At 74.9% G+C, this 12,918-nt stretch carries 14 protein-coding genes; 6 read left to right on the top strand and 8 right to left on the bottom strand.

Going from position 1 to position 12,918, the window contains the following annotated elements; all coding sequences use genetic code 11:
- Nucleotides 1–22: 22 nt before the first annotated feature.
- A complete protein-coding gene (locus tag ACE1OA_RS27350) occupies nucleotides 23–784 on the top strand; it encodes a nucleotidyltransferase domain-containing protein (protein ID WP_432753526.1) in 762 nt (253 codons plus the stop codon).
- 158 nt (nucleotides 785–942) lie between these two features.
- Here the strand turns inward: ACE1OA_RS27350 and ACE1OA_RS27355 are convergent, their stop codons facing one another.
- The 3 genes from ACE1OA_RS27355 to ACE1OA_RS27365 are packed head-to-tail and all read right to left on the bottom strand — an operon-like array spanning nucleotide 943 to nucleotide 2,516.
- A complete protein-coding gene (locus ACE1OA_RS27355) occupies nucleotides 943–1,626 on the bottom strand; it encodes a nucleotidyltransferase domain-containing protein (protein WP_356780107.1) in 684 nt (227 codons plus the stop codon).
- Between the two features lie 10 nt (nucleotides 1,627–1,636).
- On the bottom strand, nucleotides 1,637–2,125 hold the full coding sequence (locus tag ACE1OA_RS27360) for a Rieske (2Fe-2S) protein (RefSeq protein ID WP_356602974.1): 489 nt from the start codon (nucleotides 2,123–2,125) through the stop codon (nucleotides 1,637–1,639).
- Nucleotides 2,126–2,180: 55 nt separating this feature from the next.
- Nucleotides 2,181–2,516, bottom strand: a complete 336-nt coding sequence (locus tag ACE1OA_RS27365; RefSeq protein WP_356602975.1) for a DUF952 domain-containing protein — start codon at nucleotides 2,514–2,516, stop codon at nucleotides 2,181–2,183.
- A gap of 307 nt (nucleotides 2,517–2,823) precedes the next feature.
- Between ACE1OA_RS27365 and ACE1OA_RS27370 the strand changes: the two genes are divergently transcribed.
- The 4 genes from ACE1OA_RS27370 (at nucleotide 2,824) to der (ending at nucleotide 7,030) form a co-directional block, all read left to right on the top strand.
- Complete coding sequence (locus tag ACE1OA_RS27370; RefSeq protein WP_147977343.1) at nucleotides 2,824–3,912, top strand: prephenate dehydrogenase; 1,089 nt, start codon at nucleotides 2,824–2,826, stop codon at nucleotides 3,910–3,912.
- 248 nt (nucleotides 3,913–4,160) lie between these two features.
- On the top strand, nucleotides 4,161–4,880 hold the full coding sequence (gene cmk / locus ACE1OA_RS27375) for a (d)CMP kinase (protein WP_356602978.1): 720 nt from the start codon (nucleotides 4,161–4,163) through the stop codon (nucleotides 4,878–4,880).
- Nucleotides 4,835–5,521: a lysophospholipid acyltransferase family protein gene (locus tag ACE1OA_RS27380; RefSeq protein WP_356602980.1), complete on the top strand. Its 687-nt coding sequence runs from the start codon at nucleotides 4,835–4,837 to the stop codon at nucleotides 5,519–5,521. The genes cmk and ACE1OA_RS27380 overlap by 46 nt, the downstream gene beginning before the upstream one ends.
- A gap of 60 nt (nucleotides 5,522–5,581) precedes the next feature.
- On the top strand, nucleotides 5,582–7,030 hold the full coding sequence (der, locus tag ACE1OA_RS27385) for a ribosome biogenesis GTPase Der (protein WP_147977340.1): 1,449 nt from the start codon (nucleotides 5,582–5,584) through the stop codon (nucleotides 7,028–7,030).
- Nucleotides 7,031–7,112: 82 nt separating this feature from the next.
- Here the strand turns inward: der and ACE1OA_RS27390 are convergent, their stop codons facing one another.
- Together ACE1OA_RS27390 and ACE1OA_RS27395 are read right to left on the bottom strand one after the other, a co-directional pair.
- Complete coding sequence (locus tag ACE1OA_RS27390; protein WP_356602984.1) at nucleotides 7,113–7,385, bottom strand: hypothetical protein; 273 nt, start codon at nucleotides 7,383–7,385, stop codon at nucleotides 7,113–7,115.
- Nucleotides 7,386–7,561: 176 nt separating this feature from the next.
- Nucleotides 7,562–8,344 carry a hypothetical protein gene (locus ACE1OA_RS27395; RefSeq protein WP_356602986.1) on the bottom strand — a complete coding sequence of 261 codons (783 nt, stop codon included), beginning with the start codon at nucleotides 8,342–8,344 and terminating at the stop codon, nucleotides 7,562–7,564.
- Between the two features lie 321 nt (nucleotides 8,345–8,665).
- On the opposite strand from ACE1OA_RS27395, the gene ACE1OA_RS27400 reads away from it, so the two are divergent.
- Entirely contained in the window at nucleotides 8,666–9,214 is a 549-nt protein-coding gene (locus tag ACE1OA_RS27400; RefSeq protein ID WP_356602988.1) for a transglycosylase family protein, read from the top strand.
- Here ACE1OA_RS27400 and ACE1OA_RS27405 read toward each other — a convergent pair.
- Genes ACE1OA_RS27405 through ACE1OA_RS27415 form a run of 3 tightly spaced genes read right to left on the bottom strand, consistent with a single transcriptional unit; the run spans nucleotide 9,201 to nucleotide 12,879 of the window.
- Nucleotides 9,201–9,857 (bottom strand): ATP-binding cassette domain-containing protein, encoded by a 657-nt coding sequence (locus ACE1OA_RS27405; protein ID WP_432753527.1) that lies wholly within the window; start codon nucleotides 9,855–9,857, stop codon nucleotides 9,201–9,203. The two genes, ACE1OA_RS27400 and ACE1OA_RS27405, sit on opposite strands and share 14 nt — an antisense overlap.
- A complete protein-coding gene (locus ACE1OA_RS27410; RefSeq protein ID WP_432753528.1) occupies nucleotides 9,854–12,496 on the bottom strand; it encodes an ABC transporter permease subunit in 2,643 nt (880 codons plus the stop codon). Before ACE1OA_RS27410 ends, ACE1OA_RS27405 begins: the two co-directional genes overlap by 4 nt.
- Complete coding sequence (locus tag ACE1OA_RS27415) at nucleotides 12,484–12,879, bottom strand: hypothetical protein (RefSeq protein WP_384874727.1); 396 nt, start codon at nucleotides 12,877–12,879, stop codon at nucleotides 12,484–12,486. The genes ACE1OA_RS27410 and ACE1OA_RS27415 overlap by 13 nt, the downstream gene beginning before the upstream one ends.
- Between the last annotated feature and the right edge of the window lie 39 nt (nucleotides 12,880–12,918).

The following is a 12,918-nucleotide window of genomic DNA, read 5'->3' on the forward strand; positions in this document are numbered from 1 at the left end:
CACCCTCTGGGACGCTGGTGCCATGACCCGGACCTCCATCCCCGAGACCGACCTCTCCGCCGTCGTGGCGGAGCAGGCCGACCCCCTCGTCTTCGCCACCGTCTCCGGCGCGCACCTCTACGGCTTCCCGTCCCGGGACTCGGACGTGGATCTGCGCGGCGCCCATCTGCTGCCGGTGGCCGGCCTGATCGGTCTGCACGAGCCGGAGGAGACCCGCTCCCGGATGTGGGACCGGGACGGCGTCGAGATGGACCTCGTCACCCACGACCTGCGGAAGTTCGTCCTGCTGATGCTGCGCCGCACCGGCTACGTGCTGGAGCAGCTGCTGTCGCCGCTCGTCGTCCACACCACCGAGGCGCACGCCGAACTGGTCTCGCTCGCACCCCGGGTGCTCACCCGCCACCACGCCCACCACTACCGCGGCTTCGCCACGACGCAGTGGCGGCTCTTCGAGAAGACGGGGGAGCTGAAGCCGCTGCTCTACACCTTCCGCGCGCTCCTCACCGGCATCCACCTGATGCGCGCGGGCGAGGTGCAGGCGCATCTGCCCACGCTCGTCGGAGAGGTGCCGGAGGCCCCCGGCCACCTGCCCGGTCTCGTCGAGGCCAAGGCGGCGGCCGAGCACGGCCCCGCGGAGGTGGACAGGGAACGCGTCCGCGGCGACGTCGGGGCGCTGCACACCGTCCTCGACGCGGCGCAGGAGGCGTCAGCGCTGGCCGACGCCCCCGCCGCCGGGACGCACGACGCCCTGCACGACTTCCTCGTCCGGACCCGGCGGACCTAGGGGGCGTCTTGCCGATCTTGCCGGGCTCGCGGTGTCCTGCGACTCCGTCTCCGGCGTTGTCGTCGGTCGGCATGGCTCCGCCATGCCTCTCTCCTCCGCCTTGGATCCGAAGCCCCAGGACACCGCTCACTGATCCGGCCTGATCGGCAAGACACCCCCTAGGGGGTGATCGACGCGCGGCGGGCGCGCATCAGGAAGTCCTCGACCCTGGCGTGGTCGGGAGCCTCCGGCAGGGGACTGCGCACGGAGGCCCGGTCGGCCTCCTCGGTGAGGCGGTTCATCCAGGACTCGACCTCGTCCCACGGCGCCTCGCCGCGCTTGATCGCGAGCAGGCGGTCCCGCTCGTCGCCCACGTCCAGGGTGAGCTCACCGGTGCGCAGCAGATCACGGCAGCTCATCAGCAGCCGCAGCAGGTGCATGGCGTGCTTCCAGCGCGGCGCCCCGTACTGGCGGACGTCGGCGTCGAGCTTGCGGCGCTGGCCGCCGGCGTACCGGACGAAGGTCGCGTGTGCCTGTCGGGAGAGGAACGCCTCGCGCAGCGAGAGCAGTTCGCGGCCGGTGTCGTCGATCCGCTCGACGACGGGGGAGTGCAGGCACTCCAGTACGTTCGGATTGGCGCGCAGGGCCAGCTCGCAGAAGCGCTCCAGCTCCCAGCTGAACTGCTCCTCGCCCGGCCCCTCGACGTGTGCCGGCGGCTTGTCGAAACGCCAGAAGAGCGGTGTCGGGGCGAGGTAGACGCCCCGGCGGTCGGTGTCGCTCGTCTCGGTGGCCAGGCCGAAGGCGCGCGAGCCCATGACGCAGGAGTAGATCGTGTGGTCGCGCACCAGCTCTGCCGGGTTCATGCGCGTCAGGCTACGCGAGAGTGATCGTGTCCCCGGACACGGTGATCTGCTCCGCGGGAAGCGGCCGGGGTGCTGGCCCCGCGGCCACCGAACCGTCGGAGACACGGAACTTGGACCCGTGGCAGGGGCAGTCGATCGTGCCGTCCGCGACCTTGTTCACCAGGCAGCCCTGGTGGGTGCAGACCGCGGAGAACGCCTTGAAGTCGCCTGCCGCCGGCTGGGTCACCACGACCTTCGCGTCCTTGAAGACGGTGCCGCCGCCGACGGGGATGTCCGTGGTCCTGGCGAGCGCCTCGCCGGCGGGCGCGGAGGAGGCCGGCGCTTCGGTCGGCGGGGTCGTCTGCTCGGAGGGGACGGGAGGGACGGGGGCACTCGTGGCCGGGGCGGTCGTGGCGCCGGCGTCCGTACCGCCGTCCGAGCCGCAGCCGGTGGCGAGGACGGCTGCGGCTCCCGCACCGGCCGTCAGCACGGCGCGACGGGTCGTGGCGTCTGGAGTCATGCCGGACAGCTTGCTGGCGTCCCGCGCCCGGAGGGCGGCAACACGCCCGAAGGGCTCAGACCCAGGGGGTCAGCTCCCTCGCCCGGCCGTCCGGGTCCCGGCGTACCTCCAGGACGGCGGTGACGGCCTCCCGCTCGATCGGCCCGTAGACGTGCGGGAAGAGCGTGTCCTCCGACCCCTCCCAGCGGACCTCGCCGGACAGCCGGGACTCGTCGACCATGAGCACCAGCAGCGGCCCGGCGACATCCCGGTAGTGCGCGTCGGCGATGGTCAGCGCCGTCGGCTCGTCCGGCGAGCAGTGCACGAAGCCCTCGGACGCGAGCGAGGGCGGGGCGTAGGGGAGCGAGGGATCGGCGGACCATTCGTCCAGCGGTACGACGTGCAGCAGCATGCCGACAGTTGTACCCCGGGTGCCCGCCGGCACCGGTGACACCCGGTGGCGTCCCTGGTCGGTCCGGGTGACCTTGGACGGGTCGGCACCCGGCGGCGCGTGCCCCCGGACCTCCGGGCTCGGGGCCTGCCGGCCCTCCTCCCGCGTCTCGGAGGGCGGTCGCAGCGGGTTCGCGCCCGGGCGGCTGACTAGGCTGTTCGGAGCACTGTCGCTTTTGGTGAAGGAGTGAGGACGTGGCGGTACGAGCGGTCCCGGACCGTGTCCGGAGAGTCCCGCCTGGCCCGCGCCCGAGCGAGGGCGTCGCCCGGTGAGGACCGCACTCGTCATCGGAACCGGCCTCATCGGCACCTCCGCGGCGCTCGCGCTCGCCGGCCGGGGGGTCACCGTCCATCTGCGCGACCACGATCCGGCGCGCGCCCGGACCGCCGCCGCGCTCGGCGCCGGTACGGACGAGGCCCCCGAGGGGCCCGTGGACCTCGCGATCGTCGCCGTACCGCCGGCCCACGTGGCCGCCACCCTCGCCGCGGCCATGCGGGACGGGCTGGCGCGCGGATACCTGGACGTGGCGAGCGTCAAGGGAGGGCCGAAGCGGGAACTCGCCGAGCTGGGCCTCGACCTTCGCGCCTACATCGGGACGCACCCGATGTCGGGGAAGGAGCGCTCGGGCCCGCTGGCGGGCACCGCGGACCTCTTCGAGGGCCGGCCGTGGGTGCTCACCCCCACCCGGGACACCGACACCGAGGTCCTGAACCTGGCCCTGGAGCTGGTCGCGCTGTGCCGGGCCGTCCCCGTGGTGATGGACGCGGACGCCCACGACCGGGCCGTCGCGCTCGTCTCGCACACCCCCCAGCTGGTCTCCTCGATGGTCGCGGCGCGGCTGGAGGAGGCGGACGAGACGGCGGTGCGGCTGTGCGGCCAGGGCATCCGCGACGTCACCCGGATCGCGGCCTCCGACCCCCGTATGTGGGTGGAGATCCTGACCGCCAACCCCGGACCGGTGGCCGACGTCCTCGCGGGCGTCGCGGCCGACCTGGACGAGACGGTGCGGGCGCTGCGCTCGCTGCAGTCCTCCGACGAGGCGAAGCGCCGTGACGGTGCCACCGGCGTCGAGGACGTCCTGCGCCGAGGCAACGCGGGCCGGGCCCGGGTGCCGGGCAAGCACGGCGCGGCTCCGGCGCAGTACGAGACGGTCGCCGTGCTCATCAGCGACCAGCCGGGCGAGCTGGCTCGCATCTTCGCGGACGCGGGCCGGGCGGGCGTCAACATCGAGGACGTCCGCATCGAGCACGCGACCGGCCAGCAGGCCGGTCTGGTCCAGCTCATGGTGGAGCCCTCGGCGGCCCCGGTGCTGGGCGCCGCGCTGCAGGAACGCGGCTGGTCGCTGCGTGCGGGCTGACCGCGGGAGGCGTGCGACGGGACCGGGCCGGTCCTCAGAGCCGTCCCGTCGTCCCGCCCACCCGCCGACGAGGACGGGCCGGACCCCGGCCGGGCCCGCCCGGGGGCCCGTCCCCGGCCGGGCCGCGCACCCCGGGACGCGTCCGTCCCCCCGGTCACTCCGGGCCCGATCCGGCCCGGAAGGGGGCTCCCGCACCGGTGGGGCCGAACGGGTGGCCGCCAGTCGGTAACCTTGTGGGGGTCCCTTGCATGTCCGCCGGGGCTCACCGCGTACCCAGGAAGGTGTCCCCCACCGTGGAATCCGTGATCGTCGCCATCGACGGCCCCTCTGGCACGGGCAAGTCGAGCACCTCGAAGGCGGTTGCCGCCAAGCTGGGACTGAGCTACCTGGACACCGGTGCGCAGTACCGGGCGATCACCTGGTGGATGATCTCCAACGGGGTCGACGTCGACGACGCGGACGCCGTGGCCAACGCCTCCTCCAAGCCCGTCATCGTCTCCGGCACCGACCCGGGCCGTCCCACGATCACCGTGGACGGCGTCGACGCCGCCGGGCCCATCCGGACCGAGGAGGTCACCTCCAAGGTCAGCGCGGTCAGCGCCGTACCCGAGGTGCGGGCCCTCATCACCGAGCTGCAGCGCACCATCGCCAGGGGTGCCGGGCAGGGCATCGTCGTCGAGGGCCGGGACATCGGCACCACGGTCCTGCCGGACGCCGACCTCAAGATCTTCCTCACGGCCTCGCCCGAGGCCCGTGCCGCCCGCCGCTCCGGCGAGCTCAAGGGCGCCGACGTGGCCGCCACCCGGCAGGCCCTGATCAAGCGCGACGCGGCCGACTCCAGCCGCAAGACGTCCCCGCTGGCCAAGGCCGACGACGCCGTCGAGGTCGACACCAGCGAGCTCACCCTGGACCAGGTCATCGAATGCGTCGTCACCCTGGTCGAGGAGACGAGGACGGCCGTCAAGTGACCCTGCCCTCCGCGAAGGGCGCCGCCGTCGGGCGCGGCATCGGCATCGGGCTGATGTACGGCCTGTGGAAGCCGCGCGTCCTCGGCGCCTGGCGGGTGCCGGCCGCCGGTCCCGTCATCCTCGCCGTCAACCACGCGCACAACATCGACGGACCCATGCTCATGGGCACCGCACCCCGGCCCGTGCACTTCCTGATCAAGCAGGAGGCCTTCGTCGGCCCCCTCGGACGCTTCCTGGAAGGCATCGGCCAGCTGAAGGTGGACCGGTCGAGTGCCGACCGGACCGCCATATCCAACGCCCTGGGCGTGCTGGAGCACGGCGGCGTCCTCGGGATCTTCCCGGAGGGCACCCGGGGCGAGGGCGACTTCGCCTCCCTGCGGGCCGGCCTGGCCTACTTCGCCCTCCGCAGCGGCGCGCCGATCGTCCCGGTCGCCGTGCTGGGAAGCACCGACCGCCCCGGGCGGTTGGTCAAGGCGCTGCCGCCGTTGCGCAGCAGCGTGGACGTCGTCTTCGGCGACGCCTTCGAGGCGGGCGACGGCACGGGCCGGCGCACCCGCAAGGCGCTGGACGAGGCCACCGTACGCATTCAGGAGCGGCTCACCGGCCACCTGAAGAACGCCAGGCGCCTCACCGGGCGCTGAGTGAGACTCTGAGTAGTGGGTCAGCACCCACCGACCACGAATGATCAAGGAACGGACTTCATGAACGACCAGCACGACCACGGGGCACTTGGCGACGCCGAGTACGCGGAGTTCATGGAGCTCGCCGCGGAAGAGGGCTTCGACATCGAGGACGTCGAGTCGGCGATCGAGGAGGCGGGCCACGGCCCGCTCCCCGTACTCGCCGTCGTCGGCCGCCCCAATGTCGGCAAGTCGACCCTGGTGAACCGGATCATCGGCCGCCGTGAGGCCGTCGTCCAGGACAAGCCGGGCGTCACCCGCGACCGCGTCACCTACGAGGCCGAGTGGGCCGGCCGCCGCTTCAAGGTCGTCGACACCGGTGGCTGGGAGCAGGACGTCCTCGGCCTCGACGCCTCCGTCGCCGCGCAGGCCGAGTACGCGATCGAGACCGCGGACGCGGTCGTCTTCGTGGTCGACTCCACGGTGGGCGCGACCGACACCGACGAGGCCGTCGTCCGCCTGCTGCGCAAGGCCGGCAAGCCCGTGGTGCTGTGCGCCAACAAGGTCGACGGCCAGAGCGGCGAGGCGGACGCCACCGCCCTGTGGTCCCTCGGTCTCGGCATGCCGCACCCGGTCTCCTCGCTGCACGGCCGCGGCACCGGCGACATGCTCGACGCCGTCCTGGAGGCACTGCCCGAGGCGCCGGCCCAGACCTTCGGCACCGCGGTCGGCGGCCCCCGCCGCATCGCCCTCATCGGCCGTCCGAACGTCGGCAAGTCCTCGCTCCTGAACAAGGTCGCCGGTGAGGACCGCGTCGTCGTCAACGAGCTCGCGGGCACCACGCGCGACCCGGTCGACGAGCTGATCAAGCTCGGCGGCACGACCTGGAAGTTCGTGGACACCGCCGGCATCCGCCGCCGCGTCCACCTCCAGGAGGGCGCCGACTACTACGCCTCCCTGCGGACGGCCGCCGCCGTCGAGAAGGCCGAGGTCGCCGTCGTCCTGATCGACACCGGCGAGTCCATCTCGGTGCAGGACCAGCGCATCATCACCATGGCCGTCGAGGCCGGCCGCGCGCTCGTCATCGCCTACAACAAGTGGGACACCCTCGACGAGGAGCGTCGCTACTACCTCGAGCGCGAGATCGAGACCGAGATGCAGCAGGTCGCCTGGGCGCCCCGCGTCAACGTCTCCGCGCGCACCGGCCGCCACATGGAGAAGCTCGTCCCGGCGATCGAGACCGCGCTCGCCGGCTGGGAGACCCGCGTTCCCACGGGCCGCCTGAACGCCTTCCTGGGCGAGCTGGTCGCCGCCCACCCGCACCCGATCCGCGGCGGCAAGCAGCCCCGCATCCTGTTCGGCACGCAGGCCGGCACCAAGCCGCCGCGCTTCGTCCTCTTCGCCTCCGGCTTCCTCGAGGCCGGCTACCGCCGCTTCGTCGAGCGCCGGCTGCGCGAGGAGTTCGGTTTCGAGGGCACCCCGATCCACATCTCGGTCCGGGTGCGCGAGAAGCGGGGCCGCAAGAAGTAGGCGGCGGCAGGGGACCACGAACGACGGCCGAGGGGCCGGGGCGATCAGCCCCGGCCCCTCGGCCGTGTTCGTGCTCCCGGACCTACAGCCCTCTGCGGGGGCCGGGCGGCAGCGCCGCCGGGACGTGGTGGTGCTGCGCCGACCAGGCCACCGGATGGGCCGCGTGCCGGGGGGAGTGCCCCTGTCCGTGCAGCCCCGTGCCCACCGGGGTCCCGAAGGCCCGGAACACCAGATCCTCCTCGCCGCTGCGATCACCCGGCAGGGTGCGGAACGACCGGCGGTACTCCGAGTACAGGGCGTCGTAGATCGGCGTGGCCGACTGGCCGTCGGGCATCACGTCCTGCGCCGGGCGCATGGAAGGGATCTGACTCGACGGCGGGCGGAAGGGTTCGTAGGAGTGCACGTAGGTGCCAACGACCCCGTCGCCCGTCGGATGCGGGCGGCCCACGGAAAGCGCCGCGTGCCGGGGGTGCGGAACCGTCGGGACCCCGGGGACGTACGCCCGCCCCGACCTGCGCCGCCCGCCCTCGGTCACGTGCCGGCCAGCGGCATCGCGGCAGCCACCAGACGGCCGTTGGCCGCCGCCTTCTCCAGCGCGTCACGCAGCAGGTCCTCGCGCGGCTGCTGGCCGATCGAGCCCACCGGGGCCGCGAAGACCAGGACCGTGTGCGACTTGTTCGCCGCGGCGCGCCAGCCCTCGGTGACCTGGAGCGGCTGGTGAGCCTGCCACCACGCGGCCTGGCCGCTGCCGCCCGTGCCCGGCTGGAGCACGGAGTGGAGCTGGCCCATGGCGACCAGCACGGACCAGCCCGGCAGCGTGCCCGGCCGCTGGTTCAGGTCGGAGACCGGCAGGAAGCCCTGTTCGATCAGGAGCGGCAGGAACTCGTCGCTGTCGCCGTCCGAACCCGGGCGGGCGACCGGGGCCGTCGGCTCGACGACCAGCGCCGGGTGCAGTTCGCCCTCGATCAGGACGAGACCGCTGGTGACACCGAGGACGGCCTGCTCCGGGTGGGCCGCGCCCAGCGCGTCCGCCGCGTCCGTGGCCGTGATGGAACGGACGGCGCCCTGAAGCTGCTCCTCGGCGACCTGGACGACCTGGGACGGAATGCAGCTGGCGTGGGCGAACGCCAGGACGGCGGTCTCCTCGCCGACGAACAGCACCGTGCTCGTGCGCTCCTGCTCGGAGTCGCCCGGCGTGCGGCAGGAGGTGCAGTCGTAGCTGCCCGGGGCGTTGTCGCCGGCGACCAGCCGGTCGGCTTCTTCGTCGCCGATCTCGGCGCGTACGTCCTCGCTGACGTCGAGCATGCGCGGCACGGGGGGCTCCCTGGAGTCGTTGCGTGCGACACCGGGCGGATTCCCGGCTCGTCTCATGCCGAGTTCAACGGGAGAGGCTCGGCCGGGGTCACGCGTCGGCGTACGACAACTTGCGCGAGTCCCGCTCGTGACACCGTTTCGACCGCCGTCCGCACCGCGTCCGCCGGGGCCGTGGGGGAGGCGGCCGGCGCCCGGGCGGTCATGGCCGGGGCGGCGCCCCCAGCCGTGGCCCGCCCGGCCGTGACTCCGACCGGGTGGGGTGCGCCGCCCGCCCCGCGCGGCACGGCCCGGGCGCCCGGCGCCCTTGCCTAGCCTGCCCCGATGTCGACGATCCGATGGTGGACGGCCGGTGCCTGTTCCGCCGTACTGATGGCCCTGGACCTGCTCCCCGGCCTGGCCGCGGCGCCCGCCGTGGCCGCCGGGACGGCCCCGGCGTACGCCTGCGCCAAGGACCAGTGGCCGTGGGGCTGCGTCGCCGAGTGCGAGAGCGGTGGCCGCTGGAACACCAACACCGGCAACGGCTACTACGGCGGCCTCCAGTTCTGGCAGCCCACCTGGGAGGAGCACGGCGGACTGCGCTACGCCCGGCGCGCCGACCTGGCGACCCGCCGGCAGCAGATCAGGGTCGCCGAGGAGGTGCTGCGCACCCAGGGGTGGGGTGCCTGGCCGGTCTGCTCGAAGCGGTACGGCCTGAGCGGGCGGGTCCACACCGTCCAGCAGGGCGACACGCTCAGCTCGGTCGCCCGCCGCTTCGGGGTCAAGGGCGGCTGGAAGGCCCTGTACACGGCGAACCGCGCGGTGGTCGGGGCGGATCCGAACCGGCTCGTGGTCGGGACGATGCTGCGCTTCGCGCCGCTCACCGCCCGGTGAGCTCCGCGGCCTCCCGGCTGGACACCAGCGAGCCGCGCCGCAGTTCGTGCACCAGGGTGCCGTCCGGCAGCCCGGCCGGGAGCCGCTGCTCGGCGAGCACGACCGCGGCGCCGCCCTCCTGTGCCAGGGCGGCGAGCAGCCGGTAGGTACGGGCGGACACCTCGGGCGACATGCCCAGACCGGGTTCGTCGACCAGGACCACCGTGGCGGGGGTCAGCAGGGCCCGGGAGACCTCCAGCATCCGCCGCTCCCCGCCGGAGAGGGTGCCGGCGGTGCGGGCCAGCAGCGGCCCGAGTTCGGGGTAGGCGGCCAGGGCCGCGGCGGGATCGCCGGGCGCCAGTCCGAGGTTCTCGGCGACGGTCAGCGACGGGTACACGCCCCTCAGGTCCGGCACGAAGCACAGGCCGCGGCGGGCCCGGGCGTGGGCGTGCAGTCCGGTGACGTCGGCGCTGCGCCACAGGACCCGGCCGGAGGCGAGGGGGACGGTCCCGGCGAGCGCGCACAGGGCGGTCGTGCGTCCGGCGCCGTTGCGGCCGGTAAGCACGGTGACGGTGGCGCGGGGGACGAGCAGGTCGAGCCCGTGCAGGGCCTCCAGGGGGCCGTGACGGACCCGGGCGCGGCGCAGGGCGATCTCGACGCTCATGACACGATCCGGCCCCCTTCCATGGTGTGCGTGACGTGGGCGATGCCCGCGACGAGGTCCGGGTCGTGCTCGACGACGAGGACGGTGAGGCCCTCGGCAGCGAGGGCCGCGAGGATCCGCGCCAGGGCGTCGGCCTCGGCGGCGTCCAGCCCGGCGGCGGGCTCGTCCAGGAGGAGCGTGTGCGGGCCGCCGGCCAGGGCGCGAGCGAGTTCGACCCGCCGCAGGATGCCGGTGGGCAGGTCGGCGGCCCGATGGTGGCGGACGGCGCCCGCGAGTCCGAGCAGCCGCAGGCTCTGCTCGACGTCGCCGCGGCGGGCCTGCTCGGCGCCGAGCAGGACGTTCTCCTCGACCGTGAGGGTGGGGAAGACCGCGAGCTGCTGGAAGGTCCGGGCGATGCCCAGTCTCGTACGGGCGTGGGCGGCGCGCGCGGTGATGTCGGTGCCGTCGAGCGTGACGCGCCCGCGGGCGGGGCGGAGCGTGCCGGCGAGGCAGTCGAAGAGGGTGCTCTTCCCCGCGCCGTTGGGGCCGACGAGAGCGGTGATCCGGGCGGGCGCGAGGGCCAGGGACACCCCGGACAGGGCGAGGACGCCGTCCGGATGGCTGAAGCTGACGTCGTGCGCGCGCAGCCGGGGCGCCGCGGCGCTGGCCGGCGGACGGGGCGGAGCGGTGGGCCGGGCCCGCGGACCGGGCGGGGCCACCGGGCGGGGGGTGCGAGGCGCGGCCGTGGGGCGGACGGCGCGTGGCGGCCTCGCGCCGTCCGCGGGGACGGCTTCGGCGCGGGCCCGTCCGGCCTCCGGCGTGCGGACGGACCCGGCGGGCGGACGGCTCCGGGACACCGCCCGGCCCGGGCTCCCGCGCGCGCCGCCCGGCACCGCCCGGCGGTCCGGCAGCCACGAGGTCAGCGGCGGCACGCGGCCCGCCATCGCGGCGAGGACACCCACCACGGCCGCCGCCACGCCCCCGCGGGTACCCGCGTCGAGGGCGACCAGCAGGGCGGCGCCCGCCAGGGGCGACACGAGACCGTCCGCTCCCAGGACCACGATCGCGGCGAACCACAGCAGGCCCCGGACCGGGTCGTACGCCTCCGGGTCGAAGGCGCGCAGCCCCATGCCCAGCAGCCCGCCGCCCAGGGCCGCCAGGGCCGCGCCCAGGACGAAGGCCAGCAGCTTGAGACCGGCCACCGGCACCCCCGACGCCTCCGCGCCCGCCTCGTGGTCCCGCAGCGCCGCCAGCGCCCGGCCCGTACGGCCCCGGCGCAGCGCCGCCACGGCCGCGAGGCAGCCGGCGAGGACGACGAGCTCCAGGACGTAGTACCGGCGGTCGTCCTCGAAGCCCGCCGGACGTCCCAGCTCCAGACCGGACGTCGCGTACGGCTGCGCGAAGACGAAGCGGCTCACCGCCACCCCGACCGCCAGCGTCGCCAGCGCCAGGGCCAGCCCGTGCCGCCGGATCGCCGGCCACCCCGTGACCAGCCCGAGGGGGGCGACGAGCAGCACCGCCAGTGCCAGGGCCGGCAGCTCCGGCAGGCCCCCGGCCGCGAGCAGCGCCGTGAAGAGGGCGCCCAGGCCGGCGTACGCGGTCTGCCCGAGCGCGATCTGCCCGCCGCGCCCGGTCACCACCACCAGCGACAGCAGGATCACGGCCAGCGCCGGTACCTGGATCGCCGTGTGCAGATCCGTGCCCGCGAACCCCAGGGGCAGCAGGAACAGCACCCCCGCCACCAGCCACACCCCGCGCGGCACGCTTCCGGACGGCCGGGAGGCGACCGGCAGGACGTCCTGGCCGCGGCCGCCCACCCCCGGCAGGACCAGCGCCGCCACCAGCAGCGCGACCACGAACAGGTTCGCCCCGACCGCCTGCACGAGCGGCCCCGCCCAGCCCTCCGGATGGAGCCGGGTCAGCTGCGCCTGCGCCACCCCCAGCGCGAGCGCCGTCACGATCGCCACCGGCAGGCTCCGCATCCGGGCCACCACCGCGACCGCGATCACCTCGACGACCAGCAGCGGCAGCCCGTAGGGATCGAGGCGCACGTACGGGGCCAGCAGCACCCCCGTCAGACCGGCGGTGAACGCGCCGAACGCCCAGCCCACCGCCGCCACCCGGTCCGCGTCGATCCCGCCGAGCACCGCCAGCGGCCGGTTGTCGACCACCGCCCGCAGCTCCCGCCCGAAGCGGGTCCACCGGGTCACCGCGCCCACCGCCGCGGCCAGCGCCACCACCACCGCGAGCTGCGCCCACGGATCGTCCCCGAGCAGCACCGGGGCGTCGGACCGGGCCCCCGTCCCCCAGACCAGCGCGGCCGCGCCCACGAGGAGCACGAAGACACCGATGGAGGCCACCAGCGTCTGCGCCGGCGGCGAGCCCGCCCGCGCGAGCGGGCGGAACACCGCCCGGTCCAGCACCAGACCGATGCCCGGCCCCACCACGAGCAGCGTGAACAGCGCCGCCGGCGGCAGCGGCCAGCCCCACTCCACCACCAGTTGGCGCAGTACGTAGGCGCAGACCATGGCGATCGCGCCGTGCGCCAGGTTGAGCACCCCGGTCGCGCGGTACGTGACGATCAGCCCGATGCCCGTGAGCGCGGCCGCGGCACCGATCGCGAGACCGGCGAGCGTGAGGTCGTAGGTCAGCGAGGCCACGGCTCACACACCGGGCAGGGATCGAGCTCCGCGTCCCCCACCGGCTCCGCCTCGGCCCTGCCGGCCACCAGCGGGCAGTCCGGGCGGTGCGCGAGCGTCCCGCCCGGGACGCGTACCGGCGGTGCGTCGGAGGAGGGCGCGGGCGTGTCCTCGGGGGTGTACGGAGTCGGGCGCGGGCGCGCCGGCACGCGGCCGGCCGCGGTGACCAGGACCGCGCCCGCCACGATCAGCGCCGCCCCCGGCACCGTGCACGAGGCCAGATAGGGCAGCTGGCGCTCGGCGAACCGCTCCCCGGAGACGCCGTACCAGCCCAGGACGCACAGCACCGCACCCGCGGCGGCCGCCACGAGGCCGCCCCACAGCAGTACCCGGGATGTCGGCACGGGGGCCTCCCTCGACTCGTCCCCGGACGCCCTCTTCCT

This window comes from Streptomyces sp. JL2001, assembly GCF_050917515.1.
Classification (GTDB): Bacteria; Actinomycetota; Actinomycetes; order Streptomycetales; family Streptomycetaceae; genus Streptomyces.